Annotated in this window: 16 protein-coding genes; 3 read left to right on the forward strand and 13 right to left on the reverse strand. The window is 65.6% G+C overall.

Going from position 1 to position 20,081, the window contains the following annotated elements; genetic code table 11:
- Positions 1-229: 229 nt before the first annotated feature.
- Entirely contained in the window at positions 230-2,881 is a 2,652-nt protein-coding gene (gene mutS / locus TZ53_RS04425; RefSeq protein ID WP_044660568.1) for a DNA mismatch repair protein MutS, read from the forward strand.
- Between the two features lie 9 nt (positions 2,882-2,890).
- Positions 2,891-5,650 carry a [protein-PII] uridylyltransferase gene (locus TZ53_RS04430; RefSeq protein WP_044660569.1) on the forward strand — a complete coding sequence of 920 codons (2,760 nt, stop codon included), beginning with the start codon at positions 2,891-2,893 and terminating at the stop codon, positions 5,648-5,650.
- A gap of 57 nt (positions 5,651-5,707) precedes the next feature.
- On the opposite strand, the gene TZ53_RS04435 is transcribed toward TZ53_RS04430, so the two are convergent.
- From TZ53_RS04435 to TZ53_RS04450, 4 genes are all read right to left on the reverse strand, one after another.
- Positions 5,708-6,208, reverse strand: coding sequence for a L,D-transpeptidase family protein (locus TZ53_RS04435; RefSeq protein WP_044660570.1), 501 nt, complete (start codon positions 6,206-6,208; stop codon positions 5,708-5,710).
- Positions 6,205-7,263, reverse strand: coding sequence for a GTP cyclohydrolase II (gene ribA, locus TZ53_RS04440; protein WP_044660571.1), 1,059 nt, complete (start codon positions 7,261-7,263; stop codon positions 6,205-6,207). Before ribA ends, TZ53_RS04435 begins: the two co-directional genes overlap by 4 nt.
- Positions 7,263-8,060, reverse strand: coding sequence for an exodeoxyribonuclease III (gene xth, locus TZ53_RS04445; RefSeq protein WP_044660572.1), 798 nt, complete (start codon positions 8,058-8,060; stop codon positions 7,263-7,265). Before xth ends, ribA begins: the two co-directional genes overlap by 1 nt.
- Positions 8,061-8,573: 513 nt before the next feature.
- Positions 8,574-9,227: a LolA family protein gene (locus TZ53_RS04450; RefSeq protein ID WP_044660573.1), complete on the reverse strand. Its 654-nt coding sequence runs from the start codon at positions 9,225-9,227 to the stop codon at positions 8,574-8,576.
- A 361-nt stretch (positions 9,228-9,588) separates the two neighbouring features.
- On the opposite strand from TZ53_RS04450, the gene TZ53_RS26635 reads away from it, so the two are divergent.
- Positions 9,589-10,005, forward strand: a complete 417-nt coding sequence (locus TZ53_RS26635) for a hypothetical protein (RefSeq protein ID WP_157009774.1) — start codon at positions 9,589-9,591, stop codon at positions 10,003-10,005.
- Between the two features lie 19 nt (positions 10,006-10,024).
- On the opposite strand, the gene TZ53_RS04455 is transcribed toward TZ53_RS26635, so the two are convergent.
- The 9 genes from TZ53_RS04455 to TZ53_RS04495 form a co-directional block, all read right to left on the reverse strand.
- Positions 10,025-12,346 (reverse strand): FtsK/SpoIIIE family DNA translocase, encoded by a 2,322-nt coding sequence (locus TZ53_RS04455; RefSeq protein ID WP_044660574.1) that lies wholly within the window; start codon positions 12,344-12,346, stop codon positions 10,025-10,027.
- A gap of 231 nt (positions 12,347-12,577) precedes the next feature.
- On the reverse strand, positions 12,578-13,069 hold the full coding sequence (locus TZ53_RS04460; protein ID WP_044660575.1) for a GNAT family N-acetyltransferase: 492 nt from the start codon (positions 13,067-13,069) through the stop codon (positions 12,578-12,580).
- A gap of 10 nt (positions 13,070-13,079) precedes the next feature.
- Positions 13,080-14,009 carry a DMT family transporter gene (locus TZ53_RS04465; RefSeq protein WP_044660576.1) on the reverse strand — a complete coding sequence of 310 codons (930 nt, stop codon included), beginning with the start codon at positions 14,007-14,009 and terminating at the stop codon, positions 13,080-13,082.
- Between the two features lie 40 nt (positions 14,010-14,049).
- Entirely contained in the window at positions 14,050-14,274 is a 225-nt protein-coding gene (locus tag TZ53_RS04470) for a hypothetical protein (protein WP_044662853.1), read from the reverse strand.
- A 50-nt stretch (positions 14,275-14,324) separates the two neighbouring features.
- Positions 14,325-15,485, reverse strand: a complete 1,161-nt coding sequence (gene ispG / locus TZ53_RS04475; protein ID WP_044660577.1) for a flavodoxin-dependent (E)-4-hydroxy-3-methylbut-2-enyl-diphosphate synthase — start codon at positions 15,483-15,485, stop codon at positions 14,325-14,327.
- 180 nt (positions 15,486-15,665) lie between these two features.
- Complete coding sequence (locus tag TZ53_RS04480) at positions 15,666-16,970, reverse strand: OmpP1/FadL family transporter (protein WP_025549607.1); 1,305 nt, start codon at positions 16,968-16,970, stop codon at positions 15,666-15,668.
- 396 nt (positions 16,971-17,366) lie between these two features.
- A complete protein-coding gene (pgmG, locus tag TZ53_RS04485; RefSeq protein ID WP_044660578.1) occupies positions 17,367-18,788 on the reverse strand; it encodes a phosphoglucomutase/phosphomannomutase PgmG in 1,422 nt (473 codons plus the stop codon).
- 20 nt (positions 18,789-18,808) lie between these two features.
- Complete coding sequence (locus TZ53_RS04490; protein WP_025549609.1) at positions 18,809-19,246, reverse strand: J domain-containing protein; 438 nt, start codon at positions 19,244-19,246, stop codon at positions 18,809-18,811.
- The gene (locus tag TZ53_RS04495; protein ID WP_044660579.1) at positions 19,246-20,052 is read right to left on the reverse strand and encodes a division plane positioning ATPase MipZ; all 807 of its coding nucleotides are present in this window, start codon (positions 20,050-20,052) and stop codon (positions 19,246-19,248) included. Before TZ53_RS04495 ends, TZ53_RS04490 begins: the two co-directional genes overlap by 1 nt.
- Positions 20,053-20,081 lie beyond the last annotated feature (29 nt).

Consider the following 20,081-nt stretch of genomic DNA (forward strand, 5'->3'; position numbering starts at 1 on the left):
ATTCAGTTCAGGCGGAGCCGAAAAGGGTGATTTTCGAGCATCGGAGCGCAGCATACTCAAGTATGTGAGCACCGAAGCGCAGAAAATCGCGCTTTGCAGGCCCGAATGGGCTGAATGCCGGACCGCCCTAGCGGTAAGAATATCTTGTGGGCAAGTGCGAGAAGCGCAATTTTCCTGCTGTTTCTTGCAGCACTGGCATGAGGCCGGGCTTCACGCTATCCGCTGTGCCATGGCGCGAACGATCGACACATCCACGCAACAGGCGACGCCGATGATGGCGCAATATCTTGCGCTGAAGGCGGAGGCGCAGGATTGCCTGCTCTTCTACCGCATGGGCGATTTTTTCGAGCTGTTCTTCGAGGATGCGAAGGCGGCGGCGGCGACGCTGGACATCGCGCTCACCAGCCGGGGCGAGCATGGCGGCGCGCCGATCCCGATGTGCGGCGTGCCGGTGCACAGCGCGGAATCCTATCTGGCGCGGCTGATCAAGGCGGGCCATCGCGTCGCCATCGCGGAGCAGACCGAAACCCCCGCCGAAGCCAAAGCGCGGGGGTCCAAGTCCCTCGTCGCCCGCGCCATCGTCCGTTACGTGACGGCGGGCACGCTGACCGAGGAGACGCTGCTCGACAGCCGGCGCGACAATATGCTGGTGGCGCTGGCGCAGGTCGGCGGCGAGGAAGCGGGCGAATATGGGCTGGCCGCCGCCGACATTTCGACCGGGCGGTTCGAGACGCTGACCCTGCGGGCGGCCGATCTGCCCGCCGAACTGGCGCGCCTGCGACCGAGCGAGATCGTGCTGCCGGACGGGCTGGATCTGGAACTGCTGGACTCCCACCCGTTCGACCGCGCCGCCTTTTCCAGCAGCCGGGCCGAAGCAGCGCTGAAGCGCATCTTCGGCGTCGCCACGCTGGACGGATTCGGCCAGTTCGGCCGCGCCCAACTGGCGGCGATGGGCGGCCTGCTCTCCTATCTCGACCATGCGGGCAAGGGCACCCTGCCCTTCCTCGCCCCGCCCAGCGCCAAGACCAGCGGCGCCCATGTCGCCATCGACGCCGCGACGCGCGAGAGCCTGGAGATCACCGCCACCATGAGCGGTACGCGGGCGGGCAGCCTGCTGGGCGCGGTCGACCGGACCGTCACGGGCGCGGGCGCGCGCCTGTTGGCGCAGGACCTATCCGCGCCGCTGATGGACCAGGCCGGGATCGAAGCGCGGCTGGGGCTGGTGCAACTGTTCCATGACGACAGCATGCTGCGCGACCAGTTGCGCGTGGCGCTGAGGGCCTTGCCCGACATCGGCCGCGCCTTGGGCCGTCTCGCGATGGGCCGAGGAAGCCCCCGCGATCTTGGCCAATTGCGCGACGGGCTGGGCGAAGCGCGCTTGCTGCGGGAGCGGCTGGGCCGCCTGCCCGACCAGCCCCTGCTGCTGACGCAATTGCTGCCCTCCCTCGACGGCCATGGCGCGCTGGTCGACAGCCTGTCCCGCGCCCTCGTCCCCAGCCCGCCGACCGAGACCGCCAATGGCGGCTATATCGCGGACGGCTATGACGCCGCGCTGGACGAGTTGCGCCGCCTCGCCGGGGACGGCCGCCGCGCCATCGCCGCGCTGGAGGCGAAATATCGCGAGCAGACCGGCATCGCCTCGCTCAAGATCCGGCATAATGGCGTGCTCGGCTATCATGTCGAGGTGCCCGCCCGCGCCGCCGACCAGTTGATGCAGCCCGACAGCGGCTTCACCCATCGCCAGACGCTGGCCGGAGTGGTGCGCTTCAATTCGGTCGACCTGCACGAACAGGCGAGCCGCGTGGCGCAGGCCGGGGCCCATGCGCTGGTCGCGGAAGCCGCGCATCTGGAAGACCTTGTCGAAGCCACCCTCGCCCGCAAGGCGGAGATCGCCCGCGCCGCCGATGCCCTTGCCCGGCTCGACGTGGCGGCGGCGCTGGCGGAACGCGCCGCGGAGGGCGGCTGGCAACGGCCCCATTTCGTCGCGCAGGATGGCGAAGGCCCCTGCCTGGAAATCGTCGGCGGCCGTCATCCGGTGGTCGAGGACGCGCTGCGCCGCGATGGCCAGCCCTTCGTCGCCAATGATTGCCGGCTGTCGGCCGGGGACCGGCTGTGGCTCGTCACCGGACCCAATATGGGCGGTAAATCCACCTTCCTGCGGCAGAATGCGATCATCGTGATCCTTGCGCAGGCAGGCGCCTATGTGCCCGCCGCGTCCGCGACCCTGACGCTGGTCGACCGGCTGTTCAGCCGTGTCGGCGCGTCGGACAATCTGGCCAAGGGCCGCTCCACCTTCATGGTCGAGATGGTCGAAACCGCCGCCATCCTTGCCCAGGCGACCGAGCGAAGCTTCGTCATCCTCGATGAAGTCGGACGCGGCACGTCGACCTATGACGGGTTGGCGCTGGCATGGGCGGTGGTGGAGGCGGTGCATGAGGTCAATCGCTGCCGCTGCCTGTTCGCGACCCATTATCATGAGCTGACCCGGCTGGCGGAAACCCTTGCCTCGCTCTCGCTCCACCATGTCCGTGCGCGGGAATGGAAGGGCGATCTGGTCCTGCTGCACGAGGTGGCGGAGGGCCCTGCGGACCGCAGCTATGGCCTGGCGGTGGCGCGGCTGGCCGGGCTTCCACCCGCCGTCCTGAAGCGCGCCAAGGACGTCCTCGCCCGCCTCGAAGCGGGCAAGGCCAGGACCGGCGGCATCGCGGCGGGGCTGGACGACCTGCCCCTCTTCGCCGCCGCCACGGCTCAGGTGGAGGAAAAAGTCGATCCCCTGCGCGCCGCGCTGGATGGCATCGACGCCGACGCGCTCTCGCCCCGGGAGGCGCTGGACCAACTCTACCGGCTCAAGCAACTGGCAGCAGCCGGTCAGGAAGACTAGATAAGCCTTATGGTCATGCAGTTTCCGAAATTGGGGTCCAGGCGCGCGATCATCGACCGGCGCGCCATTTCCGACCGCATCGCCGCCCTGGCGCAGGAGCATCGGGGCGACCAGATCAAGCTGCGCGGAATGATCGTGAAGGAACTGAAGGACGCGCTCGACGCCGGGCGGGAGGATGTCGCCCGCCGCCTAAGCCAGAGGCCGACCCGAGGGCGGGAGGCCGTGACCGCCTTTGCCTTCCTGATCGACCAGATCCTGCGCCTGCTCTACGACGCGACAACCCATCACCTCTACCCGGCGGGCAACCGCAGCACCGGCGAGCGGATCGTGCTGATCGCGGTCGGCGGCTATGGCCGGGGCGAGATGGCGCCGCACAGCGATGTCGACATCGGCTTCATCACCCCGTGGAAGCCCACCGGCTGGACCGAGCAGGTGATCGAATCCATGCTCTATTCGCTGTGGGATCTGGGGCTGAAGGTCGGCCATAGCAGCCGTTCCATCGATGAGACGATCCGCATGGCGAAGGCGGACCTGACCGTGCGCACCGCCCTGCTGGAGGCGCGCTACATCTGGGGCGACCGCGCCCTGTATGAGGAGATCAGCGCCCGTTTCGACGCCGATGTGATGCAGGGCACAGCCCGCGCCTTCGTCACCGAAAAGCTGGAGGAACGGGACGAGCGGCACAAGCGCATGGGCGACAGCCGCTATGTCGTCGAACCCAATGTGAAGGAGGGCAAGGGCGGCCTGCGCGACCTGCACACGCTGTTCTGGATCGGCAAATATGTGAACCGGGTGAAGTCGGTGGCGGAACTGGTCGATGTCGGCCTGCTGACCGAAACCGAACTGCGCCAGTTCCAGAAGGCGGAGGATTTCCTCTGGGCGGTGCGCTGCCATTTGCACATGATCACGGGGCGGGCGGAGGACCGGCTGACCTTCGACCTGCAACTCGAAACCGCCACCCGCATGCATTTCACCGGACGCGCCGGGCGGTCGGGCGTGGAGCGCTTCATGCGCTATTATTTCCTGAACGCGAAGACGGTGGGCGACCTGACCGCCGTGTTCCTCGCCCATCTGGACGACCAGATGGCGGAGCGTGGGCGTCGCTATATCCCCAGCTTCTTCCGCCGCCCGAAGAAGCTGGACGGCTTCGTGCTGGATCGCGGGCGGCTGGCGCTGCCTAACGATCATTTCTTCCAGGACGATCCGGTCCGCTTGCTGGAAATCTTCGCGCTCGCCGACAGGCATGGCCTCGCCATCCATCCCAGCGCCATGCGCGCCGCCAGCCGCGACGCCAGCCTGATCACCGCCAAGGTGCGCCGCGATCCCCGCGCCAACGCCGCTTTCATGGAGGTGCTGACCAGCCCCCGCGACCCGGAAACCGTGCTGCGCTGGATGAACGAGTCCACGGTCTTCGGCCGCTTCATCCCCGATTTCCGCCGCGTCGTGGCGCAGATGCAGTTCGACATGTACCACCATTATACGGTGGACGAACATACGATCCGCGCCGTCGGCCTGCTGGCGCGGATCGAAAAGGGCGAACTGAGCCAGGATCATCCGCTGGCGGCGGACCTGATGGGCAAGCTGCTGTCGCGCCGCGTCCTCTATGTCGCGGTGCTGCTGCACGACATCGCCAAGGGGCGCGGCGGCGACCACAGCATATTGGGCGCGGAAGTGGCGGACCATCTCTGCCCGCGCCTGGGCCTGACACCGGCGGAGACGGAAACCGTGTCCTGGCTGGTGCTGCACCATCTGCTGATGTCGGCCACCGCCTTCAAGCGCGACCTGGCCGATTACAAGACGATCCTCGATTTCGTCGACGTGGTGCAGAGTCCGGAACGGTTGCGGCTGCTGCTGTGCCTGACCGTGGTCGACATCCGCGCCGTCGGACCCGGCGTCTGGAATAGCTGGAAACGGCAATTGCTGGGCGACCTCTATGAGGCGGCCGAAGAAGTGCTGCGCCTCGGCCACAAGCAGAAGGGCCGCAGCGAACGCGTCACCGCCAAGCAGCAGGCGCTGCGTCAGGCGCTGGGCCTGTCCGAAGCCGATTTCGAGAAGCTGCGCAAGCGGCTGCCGGAAAGCTACTGGATCGCGGAGCCGGAGGACATCCTCATCCACAATGCGCAGCATATATTGGAGGCGGGCGATTCCCCGCTCTCCATCGCCGCGCAATATTATCCGCAGCGCGGCGCGACGCTGGTGACGGTCTATGCCGCCGACCATCCGGGGCTGTTCTACCGGATCGCGGGCGCCATCCATCTGGCGGGCGGCAACATCATCGACGCGCGCATCCATACGACCCGCGACGGCGTCGCCATCGACAATTTCCTGGTGCAGGACCCGCTGGGCGGCGCCTTCCACAGCCCCGACCAATTGACGCGCATCCGCAAGGCGATCGAGGATTCGCTCGCCAACCGCCACCGCATGATCACCAAGCTGGAGGCGCGCCCCCTGCCCCGCACCCGCGCGGAGGCCTTCCGCATCGAACCCAATGTGCTGATCGACAACAAGGCGTCGAACCGCTTCACCGTGATCGAGGTGAATGCGCGGGATCGCCCGGCGCTGCTGTTCAGCCTCGCCAACGCGCTGTTCCAGTCGAAGGTGACGGTGCACAGCGCCCATGTCGCCACCTATGGCGAGCGGGCGGTGGATACCTTCTACGTCACCGACCTGCTGGCCGGGAAGATCGAGAGCAGGGCGCGGCTGCAAACGCTGGAACGGCGGCTGCTGGAAGCGGCCGGCGGTGAGGTGGCGGAACTGGAGCGGGCTTAGGAAGACCCGCCTCCCCCAACAACCTCGTCATCCCCGCCTTCGCGGAAGGACGAACCTTCAGACGATCTCCATCACATCGCCCGGCGCCAGCAACGGCAACAGGCGCAGCATATCCGCCCGCTCCACCGCCACGCACCCCGCCGTGGGACGGCCTTCGGAAAGATGGAAGAAGATCGCGCTCCCCCGCCCCGGCACCGGCGGCGAGTCATTGTGCCCCAGCACGACGATCACATCATAGGCATCATCGTCCCGCAGCAGATTTTCCGCTGAAAAGGCGCGCGGCAGATGCACGGGCCGATTATAGGCCGGATCGGCCGGATCATCGGACCAGCCATCCCCTTCCCGCACCCAGCGCCACGGCAGGCGGATGCCCGCCGCCGCCGCCTTGCCCGGCCGCAGCAACACGCCCCGGACCGGCCAAATGCCCAACGGCGTGCAGCCATCCCCCTCCCGCTTGTCCGCCGCTGCACAGACGCCGCCGCGCCCGATGGTGCAGGGCATGTCCAAGTCACCGAAGAAAAGACGCCCCGCGCCCGCATCGACGCGGATGGCGCTCACAACTGATGCCCTGTCCGGTCCCGCTTGGTCGCGAGATAGCGCTCATTATGCGGATTGGAAGGCAGGATGATCGGCAGCCGTTCCGCCACCCTGATCCCGGCGGCTTCAAGCCCCGTCACCTTGTTCGGATTATTGGTGAGCAACCGCACCTCGTCCACGCCCAGCAGGTCCAGCATCCGCGCCGCCACGGAAAAGTCGCGCGCATCGATGGCGAAGCCCAGCCGGACATTGGCGTCGACCGTGTCGAACCCCTGATCCTGCAAGGCATAAGCGCGCAGCTTGTTGACAAGGCCGATGCCGCGCCCTTCCTGCCGCAGATAGAGCAATATGCCCCAGTTCGAATCCGCGATCTGGTGCAGCGCCTGATGCAGTTGCGGCCCGCAATCGCATTTCAGCGACCCCAGCACATCGCCGGTCAGGCATTCGCTGTGCAGCCGGATCACGGGGGGCGAGGAATCGCGCTGGCCCACGATCAGCGCGACATGCTCGCGCGGTTCGTCGGGACTGCGGAAGGCGACGATCTCCGCCGTCTCGCTGGCCGACACGGGTAGGCGGGCGCGCGTGGCGATGGCCAGATGCACGGCATCGTCATAAGCGTCGATGTCGGCGGCGCTGACCTCCGCCTCGCTGTCGCCTTCCGCCATCACGAAATAGGCCGGCAATATGCCCGCCAGCCGCGCCAGCCGCAGCGCCGCCTTGGCCGCTGAGGGCGCCGACAGCGGCTTCGCCATGAACGGCCCTTTGAGCGGCGAGGCAAGGTCCAGCACCGGGTCGGAGATCGCGGTCGCCACATCGACGTCGATCCACGGCGCCCGCGCCACCAGCACCGGCATGTCGGGATCGGCCGCCGCCAGCTGGTTGGCGAGCTTCAGCGTCTGCGCCCGCGCCGCGGAGATCAATATGTCAGCCTCTGCGCCCGGATCGAATCCGGCAAGCGTCACGGCATCAGCCCCCTCCACGGCCATCAGCCGCACGGCGCCGTCGGCGGCCTGCACGCGCACCGGCCAGCCCCGGCGTAGCGCGTCAATGGCGCGGGCGGCGGCGCGGGCGCTCATCAGAAGGCGAATTCCGTGATGATCGGCACATGGTCGGACGGGCGCGACCAGCCGCGGATCGGTTCAACCACGCGGTGGCTGACGGCCTTTTCCGCGACGTCCTGCGTCATCCACATATGGTCGAGCCGCCGTCCGCGATCCGATTCCGCCCAGTCGCGGGCGCGATAGCTCCACCAGGTATAGAGCCGCTGCGGCGCGGGATAGAATTTGCGGCCGATGTCGACCCAGTCGTTCGATTCCTGCAGGCGCGCCAGAATCTCGCACTCGATCGCCGTATGGCTGACGACATTGAGGAGTTGCTTATGGCTCCATACATCGCATTCCATCGGCGCAATGTTGAAATCGCCGGTCAGGATGGTCGGCTTATCCTCCAGCGTGGAGGACCATTGGATCATGCGCTCCAGGAAATCGAGCTTCTGTCCGAATTTCGGATTGACCTCCCGATCGGGCACATCCCCGCCGGCGGGCACATAGACATTCTCGATCCGGACGCCATTGTCCAGTCGCACGCCGACATGGCGCGCCTCCCCATTGGCCTGCCAGTCGAGCCGGTCGTCCTCCCGGATCGGAATCTTCGACAGGATGGCCACGCCATGGTGCATCGGCTGTCCGTTCAGCACCTGATGATTATAGCCCCGTTGCCGGAACAGCCCGGCCGGGAAGGTATCGTTCACCACCTTGGTTTCCTGCAGACACAATATGTCGGGCGATTCCTCCGTCAGAAAGCGCTCGACAATATCGAGCCGGGCACGAACGCTATTGATATTCCAGGAAGCGATGCTGAGTGTCTGAGGCATGGCTGATCCACTAAGACCCTCCGCCGCCCCGCGCAAGGGCGGCGAATGTCCCGGCAGACGGAACAGCGTTGGCGCCGTTCGACGTCCAGTTCAGGTGGAGCCGAAAATGGGATGTTCGAGCATCGGAGCGCAGCGCACTTCATGTCCGTGAGCACCGAAGCGCGGAAAATCGCGCTTTGCAGGCCCGCACAAGCTATAGCGCTGCGTTAAATCGGACGCAGGTCGCGCGCTCTCAGTTTTCGTTGTCGCATCGTTTGAAGCGCAAAACCGCTTCCCACTTTTCTGCGCGATGCTCCAAATGTCGGATCGCACCGAAAAGGCCCCCGCTCCGGGGGCATGGAACGGGGGCCTCGATCGCGCCCTTGAAGCGCTTTGCGGCGGGAGCGGGGTTCCGGGTAACAGGGGGGAAATCCCGGTTCCGTCTCGCGCCGTGGAGTTCCTTTTAGGGCTCGGGATATGAGCCTCAGATGAACGGTTCTGAAAAGTTTTCGGCCCGTCGCACCTGGGGCCCGCTTAACCGCCCGACGCGCGCCCCTTGGGCCGCGGGTCGGTCCAGCGGAAGGCGGAATCCGCCACGGGCACGCCATAGCGCTGGTTGCTGAGCTTCACCGCCGTCCGGTTGTTCTGCGAATCCAGCGCCACCCAACCATAGAGCTGCAAGCCCGCCGGGCTGCCCGCATCGCGTTTGAAGATCATGGTGATCGTGCCATATTCGGGCCGTTTGGGGTCGCGGGCCTGGACGGACAGCACGCTGGGATCGCCCGTCTGGATCACCTTGCCGAACTTCGACAGGTCCTTGGACGGATCGATCAACGCCCCCAGCGGCGAATTGCCGATCGGCCAGCGCTGCACCTGCCGCACCTCATAATCGATCATGGTCAACGCCTTGCCGTCGCCCACGATCAGCAAAGGCACGCCCTTCTGATACTGGAAACGGATCTTGCCCGGCTGCTTGAGGGTAAGCTGGCCGGTCAGCGTCTGGCCGTTGCGGTCCGTCTGGGCGAAATCGGCGGTCATGGTGGTGACGGCGCGGATATAGGCATTGACCTTCGACAGGTCCGACTGGTCGGCCTGCGCGGCGGCCGGCATCGCCGGCACCGCAAAGGGCGCGGCAGCGATCGCCAGGGCGGCCAGCGTCAGGCTGTGGGGCGCAAGGATGCGCTTCATGCAATCATCTCCGGTTGTTCAGGATGAGAAATGTAGGTGGCAGGGCTTGAACCCGCTGTGAACCCATTCGTTCCTGTCATGCAACGAATGGATTGTCCGCTTCAACGCTCAGCCCGAAGAATATGCGGGCTGGTTGGGAATCGGACACCCCTTTTATCCCTCTCCCTCAAGGGAGAGGGCCACGCAGACTTGGCAGCTTGCTGCCTTAGTCGTAGCTGGGTGAGGGGGTTGCGATCCAACGGATCGCGCGGCACTCCTCCTCATCCCAATCAGCCCAGGCTCCTTCGCAGCCAAGGCTTCCTATTCTTCTCCTCAAGGGCGAAGGAAGGTCTTGAATGGGCCATTCCCGGCCTTCGCCATCATGTCACGAAATGAAAACGGGAAGGGGGAGAGCAACATGGTCGCTCAATCCCCCTCTGCTCCCGCTTCGCCAGTGCCGGTCTTTCCGGCGGCCCCTCTCCCGATTTATTTTTTAGGCGCTGCGGTGAGCGGCCTCTGCTTAGCCGGGCGCGAAGACAAAAAAAAGGCCGATCCGAAGACCAGCCTGAAAGTTTTTAGGAGAGGATGCCTGAAAGGCAGGGCCTTCTTCGCCCAGATCGCGTTTCCCGGCAAATGCGAAGAACCGAAGGACGATTGCATGAAACGCAATCAGCCTTGGAAATCAGGGGTTTTTCCCGGCGCCACCGGGGTTTTGCCGCACGGCGATGATCCAGCAATCCACGCAAAAACCCGTTTCAGAGCGAAATGGGCAGTGGTTTTTTGGCATCAGCCCAAATGAAAATTTCACGCCGACCGGATCAGAGCGGATTGCCATTCTCGTCGCGCAGCACTTCGCGGCGGCCGACATGGTTGGGCGGACCCACCAGCCCCTGCTCCTCCATCTGCTCGATCAGCCGGGCGGCGCTGTTATAGCCGATGCGCAATTGCCTCTGGAGCCAGCTTGTCGACGCCTTCTGATTTTCGAAGACGAGTTGGCACGCCTTGCGGAAAAGCTGCGCGTCCGGGCTGTCGTCGCCCAGGTCGACACCATCGAGCGCGAAGCTGCCCTCCTCCGGCTCCTCGGTGACGGCGGCGATATAATCCGGCTGTCCCTGAGCGCGCCAGTGATCCGCCACCACGCGCACCTCGTCGTCCGACACGAAGGGACCGTGGACGCGCATCAGGCCCTTGCCGCCGTGCATGTAGAGCATGTCGCCCTTGCCCAATAGCTGCTCGGCGCCCTGTTCGCCCAATATGGTGCGGCTGTCGATCTTCGACGTGACGAAGAAGCTGATGCGGGTCGGCAGGTTGGCCTTGATGACCCCGGTGATGACGTCGACCGAGGGCCGCTGCGTCGCGAGGATCAGGTGGATGCCCGCGGCGCGGGCCTTCTGGGCAAGACGCTGGATCAGGAATTCGACTTCCTTGCCCGCCGTCATCATCAGGTCGGCCAGCTCGTCGACCACCACCACGATCTGCGGCAACGGCTGGAAATCGAGCTGCTCCTCCTCATAGATCGGCTTGCCGGTCTCGGGATCGTAGCCGGTCTGCACGCGGCGGCCGAGCGGCTTGCCCTTGGCCTTCGCCGCGCGGACCTTCTCATTATAATTGGCGAGGTTGCGGACGGAGATCGACGCCATCATGCGATAACGGTCCTCCATCTGCTCCACCGCCCATTTGAGCGCGCGGATCGCCTTGGCGGGCTCGGTCACGACCGGTGAGAGCAAATGCGGAATGTCGTCATAGGTCGACAGTTCCAGCATCTTGGGATCGATCATGATCAGCCGCAACTGATCCGGCGTCATGCGGTAGAGCAGCGACAGGATCATCGCGTTCAGCCCCACCGACTTGCCCGAGCCCGTCGTACCCGCGATCAGCAGATGCGGCATGGGCGCAAGATCGGCGATGATCGGCTCGCCCGAGATATTCTTGCCCAGGATGATCGGCAGCGTCGCTTCCTGTCCGAACTGCTCGCTGGTGATGAGTTCGCGGAAGGACACGCCCTCCCGGTTCGCATTGGGCAGTTCGATGCCGATCACGGTGCGGCCCGGAATCGTCGCCACGCGGGCCGAAAGCGCCGACATGTTGCGCGCAATGTCGTCCGCCAGCGCGATCACGCGGCTCGCCTTGATGCCGGGCGCGGGTTCCAGTTCATACATGGTGACGACCGGGCCGGGACGGACCTCCACGATATTGCCCTTCACATGGAAGTCGTCGAGCACCGATTCCAGCAGGCGCGCATTGCGTTCCAGCGCGGCCTTGTCGATCTTCTGCCCCTGGCTCGCGGGGGTTGGATTGAGCAGGTCCGGCGAAGGCAGGGAGCTGTTGCCGAACAGGTCGTCCTGGCTGACCGGCGCCATAGAGCGCTGCACGGGCGCAGGCTTGGGCGTCTGGATGTTGATCGGCGGCTTGGGCTCGTTGGTGACGGTCTTGCGCGGGGTTGCGACGCGCTCGAACGGCTCGTCATCTTCATCCGCGCCGACAACCGGCGCGGGACCGGCCAGAGCGAAAGCCGGCCGGGGCAGCGCCAGGCGCGGCAGAGAGGGCCGGCGCAACGCGATGATCGGCTTTTCCAGCGCCAGGCTGCGATACCAGAGGACAAGGCCCGCGATCAGCGTCAGGACGATCAGGATTCCGGTGATCCAGCCCTGCGCGGCGGGCGCCTGCGCCGCAAGGCTCATGACGCCCCGCGCCGTCACCAGCGCGATGATGCCGCCCCATCCGGCGGGCAGGCCGACCAGCGGATTGGTCTGGAACAGCGCCAGCGCGACGCCAAGCAGGACGATGCCGGCAAGGCACTTTCCGAACTGCGCCTTCCACCCGCTCATGTCCTGATCGCCCCACAGCCGCCGGGCGGTGATCGCCATCAGCGGCAGCACCAGCGCCACCGGCACGCCCAGCAGCCAGAGCAGGAAATCCGCGACCCAGGCGCCGGGCGCCTGCATGATATTCTGCACATGGTCGCCCGCCACCGTGTTCATCGACGGATCACTCGGCTGATAGCTGAGCAGCGCCAGCGCCAGGAACAGGGTCGCCAGCAACAGCGCGATCGCGCCGATCAGCGCACCGCTGCGGATCAGGCTGCGTTTCAGCATTTCGCGCCATTCCGGCGTGCGTTTGGCTCCGCGGCTGACAGCCATGGCGTCAATGTCCCCCAAATGTTCCGTTCGGGGACAATGCGCCGAGCGGGGAGTCCCCGTCAAGAGTCCGGCCCATCGGCTCGTCTCTCCGACTCCGTAACAATCCTTATGTCGACGGGCGGCGGACCGGCGCAAAAAGTACCGCCAAAGGAGACTTTGTCATGATCGCCACGCTTTATCCGACCCTCGTGATCGTCGCCCTGGGGGCCTTCACCGCCGTGCTGCTGGGCGTCAGCGTGCAGGACGCGCTGAGGCGAGGGCGCTGAGCGCATCGCCGTCGACGCGCTGCACCGTCCATTCGTCCATCGGCCGCGCCCCCAGCGAGCGGTAGAAGGCGATGGACGGTTCGTTCCAGTCCAGCACCCACCATTCCAGCCGCGCGCAATCCCGCTCCAGCGCTAGTTGGGCGAGGCGGGAAAGCAGCGCCTTGCCCGCGCCCAGCCCCCGCGCTTCCGGGACGACGAACAGATCCTCCAGATAGAGGCCGGGCCGTCCCTCGAAAGTCGAGAAATTGTGGAAGAAAAGGGCGAAGCCGATCGCCCTCCCCTCATTTTCCGCGATCAGCACCTCCGCCATTGGGCGCGGCCCGAACAGATATTTGTTGAGCGAGGCGCGGTCGGCCTTCACCTCATGGGACAGTTTCTCATAGTCCGCCAGGGCGAGGATGAAGGCGTGGATCGTGCCGATGTCCGATGGCACGGCCTCGCGAATGGTGACGGACATGCTTTTCCTTTCAGGCCACGGACGGTTCGACATGGGGCGGTTCGGCCGATCCCGCGCGCGACGCGATCAGGCACCCCAGCACGATCAGCAGCGCGCCGACCACCGTGGTCAGGGTCAGCCGTTCGCCAAAGGCGAGCCAGCCGATGATCGCGGCCCAGAGGAAAGCGCTATATTCGACCGGGATCAGCACCTGCGCCTCCGCCCGCGCATAGGCCCAGGCAAGCGCCGCAAGCGAGGTGAAGGCCAGCGTCGCGGCCAGCACCACCAGCGCCCATGAAGGCGCCGCCGGCACGACCGGCATCCCCTGGACAAGCGCCGCGAACAGGACGAACACCCCCAGCATCACGACATGCTGGAAGAAAGCGACCTCGATAGGGGAGGCGAGCTGCGCCTGTTGCCGCTGGAGGATCAGGTTCCAGGCGAACAGCACCGCCGAAACAAGTACCGCACCCGCGCCCAGCAGCGCATCCGCGTCATAATCGCCCCGCACGCGCCCCGACAGGATGACGGCAACCCCGACCAGCCCCAGCAGCGACGCACCGATGGCCTGCCGCCCGATCCGTTCCTTGAGCAGCAGCGCGGCAAGATACAGTGCGACCAGCGGCGCGATGAAGGACAGGGCGATGGCCTCGGCCAGCGGCATCCGCATGATCGCCCAGAAGAACAGGCTGGCCATCACCGCCACCACCGTCCCGCGCAGCATATGCAGCCGCAACACGGCGCGACCGGGCCAGCGCTGCCGGGTCAGCAGCATCAGCACCAGCCCCAGCAGGCTGCCCGCCACGGCGCGCCAGAACAGCGCATTGAACAGGCCGATGGAAAGGCTCAGCCCCTTCATGGCGGCGTCCATCACGGAAAAGAGCGCAACCCCCACGCAGCAGACGGCGAAGGCGAGAGGAAATGCGGTCGCCGGTGGGGCGCGGTCGGTGTCGCTTCCCATCCGGTGGCCTATGGATGCGGAACGCCGTGGATCGGCCCGGTCAATCGCGTGTCTTCCGGATCACGCGGCCGACAACCAGTTCGTCGATCTGAAGGCGCACGATGCGCGCCCCGCCGATACGGAGGCGGCCGATGGCGATCGCACCGATGGCGAGAGCGCCCAGCGCCAGCGCCCCCAGCGCCAGGCTGCCGATCGCCCCGGCGCCCAGGGCGGACGCACCCACGGCGGATGCACCCGTGGCTGTCGCAGGACGGGAAGCGGCCATGGCATCCCTCCGCTCAGTCGCCGCATCATCCGGGCTGGGAACGCCGCCGGTCATTCCGCCGCTTCCGCCTTGCCGGCGTCGGTGGTTTCGTCTTCCAGCCTGGCCGCTTCGATCTCCGCCGCCTTGGCTTCGACAAGGCCGACGATATGGTCGATCATGCCTTCGTCCTGCACCGTATGATCGGTGAGGCCGGAGAGATAGACCATATGCTTGCCCGCGCCGCCGCCGGTCAGGCCGATGTCGGTTTCCCGCGCCTCGCCGGGGCCGTTCACCACGCAGCCGAGCACGGAGAGCGAGAGCGGCGTGTGGATATGCTGGAGCCGTTCCTCCAGCGCCTGCACCGTGCGGATCACGTCGAAGCCCTGCCGCGCACAGCTCGGGCAGGAGATGACCTTGACCCCGCGCGTGCGGATGCCAAGCGATTTCAGGATTTCATAACCCACGCGCACTTCCTCTTCCGGCTCGGCGGAAAGGGAAACGCGGATCGTGTCGCCGATCCCGGCCCACAGGAGATTGCCGATGCCGATGGCGCTCTTCACCGTGCCGCCGATCAGTCCGCCCGCCTCGGTGATGCCCAGATGCAGCGGGCAGTCCACCGCTTCGGCCAGTTGCATATAGGCTGCCACGGCCAGGAAGACGTCGCTCGCCTTCACCGCCACCTTATATTCATGGAAATCCTGGTCCTGCAGCAGCTTGATATGGTCGAGCGCGCTTTCGACCAGCGCCTCCGGGCAGGGCTCGCCATATTTTTCGAGCAGGTCCTTTTCGAGGCTGCCTGCATTGACGCCGATCCGGATCGAGCAGCCATTGGCCTTGGCTGCGTCGACCACCTCCTTCACCCGCGCTTCCGATCCGATATTGCCCGGATTGATGCGCAGGCAGGCCGCGCCCGCATCGGCGGCTTCCAGCGCGCGCTTGTAATGGAAATGGATGTCCGCGACGATCGGCACGCGGGCAGCGCGGACGATCTGCTTCAGCGCGGCGGTCGACGCCTCGTCAGGGCAGGAGACGCGGATGATGTCCACGCCCACTTCCTCGCAGCGGCGGATCTGGTCGACGGTCGCCCGGACGTCATGCGTCGGCGTGTTGGTCATGGTCTGCACAGTGACCGGCGCGCCGCCGCCGACGGGGACATTGCCGACCATGATCTGGCGGCATTGCCTGCGGGCGATGTCGCGCCAGGGGCGCAGGCCGGGATTATGGTCGGACATGAAAAAGGGGCTCCGTGGTGATGGAGCCCCTATAGGGATTTATTGCGTCGGTTAGAAGCGCGAGCTGTCTTGCGTTTCAGCAAAGCTGAAACGTGCGCACCGGCCCTCACCCCACCCGACCGCCCATCAGGATACGATGTCTGGGCGGTCGGGTGGGGGTGAGGGCCGGTGCCGCTCCCATCAAAAACGCGCCGTCAACGAAGCGCCGATCTGGTCCGCATTGCCGCTGGTCCGCGACAGGGTGGTCGCCGTCACCGTCGCGGGCGCGGGATAATAGCTGTCCGGACGGATGATGTTCGCCTTTTCCACGAAAGTATGGGCATAGCTGACGTTCAGTGCGAAGGCGGGCGAGATGTTGAAGGTCGCGCCAGCCGTCAGCCAGGAACGGTCGCCATCGGGCACGCGGGTCGTCAGGTGCTGCGGATTGGTCGGCGTGCGGTCGAACATCGTCCCCGCGCGCAGGGTCAATGCCGGGCTGACATCATATTCGCCGCCCAGACTGACGCTGTAGCTGTCCTTGTAATCCAGTTCCTTGTTGCTGGTGCCGGCGGCGGAGGTGATGGCAATGCCCTTGAACTTCGACCAGTTATACCAGCGGGCGCTGATCATCGCACGCAGCTTCGGCGTCAGGCGGTGCATGAAGCCCACGGTGACGATGTCGGGCAGGTCCAGCGGGGCGGACGCATCCAATTCGCCATTGGCCGTGGCGATGGGCCCCAGCAGGCCTGAAATGGTCTGCGTGCCGATCAGCTTGTGCTTGACGCCGGAACGGTAGGAAACGCCGACATTGGTGTCGCCATTGGTGTAGAACAGGCCCGCATTCCAGCCGACCGTCCAATCGTCGCCCTTCAGCCGCGCGAAGCCGTCGGCCGGGGCCAGGGGCGAAAGCTGCGGCAGGGCGTTGGTCAGCGTCGCCTTCACATATTGCACGTCGACGCCGCCGCCGATCGAGAAATTGTCATTGAGCTTATAGGCGGCGCTGGGCTGGATATTATAGGTTTTGAGGTTGGTGTAGAGCGAGTCATAGCGGCCGAAGAAGCCGTCGTCATAATCCAGCTTCAACCCGAACGGCGCGTTGACGCCCAGGCCCAGCCACAGACGGTCGGTCGCCTGCGCTGTGACGTAGAAGCTGGGGATCGGAATGACCTTGTCGAACGGATTGCCGCCGTCATTGCCCGCAACCGGCACCCGCGCGCCCGGCAGGGTTGGAACGGTGCGATAGGTGCCGCGATTGGCCTGATGCGCGGAGGCCATCAGCGCGATGCCGCCGATCGAGGTCTGGATGCCCGACAGTTCCGTCATGGCCGCAGGATTGAAATAGACGGTGGACGGATCGTCCGCCGCCGCGCCGGCGCCGGCCAGCGCGCGCCCGGTTTCCTTGGGCGCCTGTTCCTGCAGGTAGAAACCACCCGCCAGGGCCGGGACGGGTGCCGCGAATACGCCCGACAACAGGACACTGGCAATGATGGGGCGGCGCAAGGGCATGATGAATCCTCTCTTCAAACTCGTCTGTGGCAAATGGCTTTAGCCGGAAAATGATCCCCTCGAAGCCACGGCCTTATTAGCAATATGGTTAAATTATCGTTCGAAAAGCCCTAATTTGCGGGGGTTTCCGTATCCTGCGCCGCCGGAATGCGAAACGACGCTACGGCAGGAAGCAAAAGAAGGGCGCTGAGCGGATGAAAAAAAAGCCGCCCCGGAGGACGGCTTGAAAGTTTTAGGAGAGGATGCCTGAAAGGCCTTTTCCTTTTGCGGTGCAGCGATGATTTTCGCAAATGCGAAAAGCTGATGTTCGATTGCATTTCATGCAACTGTCATGCTCCAGCCTGATTTCCGTAACGGAAAGGCAGGTCCGAACGGACCGCTTTTTCTGCCCGTTCATCAGGAATCGTCCTCGGAAATCCGAATCACGCCCGAATCGGCCAGTTGCGCATCGATCTCCGCGATCAGGCGCGCCAATCCTTCCTCATCCTTCGCCTCGGCCCGGATCACGAGCGAATCCTGGGTGTTGGAGGCCCTCAGCAGCCACCATCCATCGCGCGTGCCGACTCGCAGGCCGTCGGTTTCGTCGACGCTTGCGCCCAAGGCCTGCAATCGGGCGCGGACTTCCTCCACCACGGCGAACTTGCGGCTCTCCTCCACCGGAAAGCGGATTTCCGGCGTATTGACCATGGCCGGCATCTCATCGCGCAGCGCCGTCACGCTGCGGCCAAGCCGGGTCAGCCCCCGGATAAGCCGCACCGCGGCATAGAGCCCGTCGTCGAAACCATAATAATCGTCCGCGAAGAAGAGATGCCCGGTCATCTCCCCGCCCAGCGGAGCGGCAATCTCCTTCATTTTGGACTTGATGAGGCTGTGGCCGGTCTTCCACATCAGCGGTCGCCCGCCGAGCGCGGCAATCCGATCGAACAGGGCCTGGCTGGCCTTCACATCCGCGACGATCGTGGCGTTCGGCCGGTCCTTCAGCACCAGTTCCGCGAAGATACCCAGCAACTGGTCGCCCCAGATTGCCCGGCCCCGGCCGTCGACCACGCCGATCCTGTCGCCGTCGCCGTCGAAAGCCACTCCGAAATCGAGCTTCTTCGAGCGGACAAGCGCCTTCAGGTCCGCCAGATTCGCCTCGACAGTGGGATCGGGGTGATGATGGGGAAAATGTCCGTCTATCTGGGTGAAAAGCACATGATGCTCACCTGGCAGGAGCTTGACGAGCTTGTCCACCACCGGCCCGGCGGCGCCATTGCCGGCATCCCAGCCAATGCGCCAGGCGGCGCCGTCGAACCGCTCCACCAGCCGGGCGGCATAGCGGTCCATGATGTCGACGTTCTCGACCCGGCCCCCGCCTTCGCTCCCGCCTCCGCTTCCGGCAGTGCTCCAGTCGCCCGCCGCCGCCATCGCTCCCAGCTTCGCGATGGCCGCGCCGAAAAAGGCTTCATGCTGAAGCACAAGCTTGAAGCCATTATGATCGGGGGGATTGTGGCTGCCGGTTATCTGAATGCCGCCGTCCACATCCAGGACCGCTTCGGCATAATAGAGCATGGGCGTCGGGCCCAGGCCTATGCGCACGACATCGGCGCCGGAATCCTGAAGGCCCTGGACGACCGCCTGTTCCAGCGCCGGGGAACTCAGCCGCCCGTCATAGCCGACCGCGACCCTTGATCCCCCGGCCTGCCTGACGCCCGCCTGCCTGACGATCGTGCCGAAGCTGCGGCCCACGGCATAGGCATCTCCCTCGCCCAGCGTCCGGCCCACCACGCCCCGAATGTCATATTCGCGCAGCAGCGTGGGATGAAAGCGATGGGCCATGGCATCTTCTTCCCTTGGCTTCAGTGGCGCTGCGCGGCTTCCCTGATCAGCAGGTCGCGGGCAGCGTTGATCTGGGCCGCCAGCGCTTCGGTGCCACCCTTGTCCGGATGAACGGAGGCGATGAGGCGGCGATGCGCGGCACGGATGGCGCTGGCATCGGCGTCGGGGCCCACGCCCAGCAGCTTGCGGGCGTCGATCACCGCCTGAGGGGAAACGGCCCGGGTGGCGGGCTGGTCCGACCGGGCCTTCGCCTTGCCGGGACGGCTCTTGGCGAAGAAAAACAGGGTGGCGCCCAGCAGCAGCGGCGCGCCGACCAGCGGCTTGCCCTTGGCCGCCATGACCGCGCCGACCAGAGCGGCGCCCAGCGCCATGCCATCCTTCGCGCTCATGCGTTGCAGTCGTCCCGTCCAGATAAGCCAGGCGGCAAGCCCGATCAAAGCCAAGGCAAGCAGACCCATCAGGCCGCGCCGAGCAGATCCACCGGCGCGACCTCATCGCGCGAGGGAAGGGCGAGGCCCGACACCATCTCGCGCAGTTCCTGCCGCGCGGCGATATGGCTGACGCCCAGTTCGCCCAGATGCCCCTTGTCCAGCAGCGTAAGCCCCGAAGGGAAGAGTTCGCGGAAAATCACGCGCTCCGAAAGGCCGGGAATCACGCGGAATCCGACGCGGCGGGAAAGCTCCATCAGGGCATCTCCGACGCGCTTCTTGTTGCGCGCGTCATGATGCTGGACGCGGTTGCGCAGCACCACCCAGTCGATGGTCACGCCGTCGGCCTTGGCCCGGGTCTTGCGCGCCTCGAAGATCAGTTCTGAATAGAAGGAAAGGCGCTTCACCTTGAAGGTTTCCGCATCCACCTGCCCGATCAGGTCGAAATCGACGAAGCTGTCATTCATCGGCGTCACCAGCGTATGGGCGCGGGCGGCCATGTGGCGGGCATAGTCATCGTCGCGGCCGGGCGTGTCGATGACCAGGAAATCCTTGCCCTCGGCCATGGCGGCGGCCTGTTCGTTCAGCGCCTCGACGCTGTCGCCCTGGAACACCGCGAAGTCCGGGGTAGGCAGGTCGATGCCGCGGCGGCGCGCGGTGTCGGCGCGATTCTCCATATAGCGGGTGATCGTGCGCTGGCGCGGGTCCAGGTCGATCATGCCGACCCGGTGACCCAATACCGTCAGCGCGATGGCCGTGTGCACGGCGGTGGTCGACTTGCCGGTTCCGCCCTTCTCATTGGCGAAGACGATATGGTGCGTTTGGGCGTTCGCCATCGGACCTTTATAACCCCGTTGATTGTCGC

Source organism: Sphingobium sp. YBL2, from assembly GCF_000943805.1.
Classification (GTDB): domain Bacteria; phylum Pseudomonadota; class Alphaproteobacteria; order Sphingomonadales; family Sphingomonadaceae; genus Sphingobium; species Sphingobium fuliginis.

Bases quoted from the DNA above. Each gene is read 5' to 3' on its own strand.
- xth (WP_044660572.1), bottom strand. From the start codon at position 8,060: ATGCCTCAGACACTCAGCATCGCTTCCTGGAATATCAATAGCGTTCGT.
- pgmG (WP_044660578.1), bottom strand. From the start codon at position 18,788: ATGGCCCATCGCTTTCATCCCACGCTGCTGCGCGAATATGACATTCGG.
- TZ53_RS04495 (WP_044660579.1), bottom strand. From the start codon at position 20,052: ATGGCGAACGCCCAAACGCACCATATCGTCTTCGCCAATGAGAAGGGC.
- TZ53_RS04460 (WP_044660575.1), bottom strand. From the start codon at position 13,069: ATGTCCGTCACCATTCGCGAGGCCGTGCCATCGGACATCGGCACGATC.
- mutS (WP_044660568.1), top strand. From the start codon at position 230: ATGGCGCGAACGATCGACACATCCACGCAACAGGCGACGCCGATGATG.
- TZ53_RS04450 (WP_044660573.1), bottom strand. From the start codon at position 9,227: ATGAAGCGCATCCTTGCGCCCCACAGCCTGACGCTGGCCGCCCTGGCG.
- TZ53_RS04455 (WP_044660574.1), bottom strand. From the start codon at position 12,346: ATGGCTGTCAGCCGCGGAGCCAAACGCACGCCGGAATGGCGCGAAATG.
- TZ53_RS04430 (WP_044660569.1), top strand. From the start codon at position 2,891: ATGGTCATGCAGTTTCCGAAATTGGGGTCCAGGCGCGCGATCATCGAC.
- TZ53_RS04490 (WP_025549609.1), bottom strand. From the start codon at position 19,246: ATGGGTCTGCTTGCCTTGGCTTTGATCGGGCTTGCCGCCTGGCTTATC.
- ispG (WP_044660577.1), bottom strand. From the start codon at position 15,485: ATGTCCGACCATAATCCCGGCCTGCGCCCCTGGCGCGACATCGCCCGC.
- TZ53_RS26635 (WP_157009774.1), top strand. From the start codon at position 9,589: ATGTCACGAAATGAAAACGGGAAGGGGGAGAGCAACATGGTCGCTCAA.
- TZ53_RS04480 (WP_025549607.1), bottom strand. From the start codon at position 16,970: ATGCCCTTGCGCCGCCCCATCATTGCCAGTGTCCTGTTGTCGGGCGTA.
- ribA (WP_044660571.1), bottom strand. From the start codon at position 7,263: ATGAGCGCCCGCGCCGCCGCCCGCGCCATTGACGCGCTACGCCGGGGC.
- TZ53_RS04465 (WP_044660576.1), bottom strand. From the start codon at position 14,009: ATGGGAAGCGACACCGACCGCGCCCCACCGGCGACCGCATTTCCTCTC.
- TZ53_RS04470 (WP_044662853.1), bottom strand. From the start codon at position 14,274: ATGGCCGCTTCCCGTCCTGCGACAGCCACGGGTGCATCCGCCGTGGGT.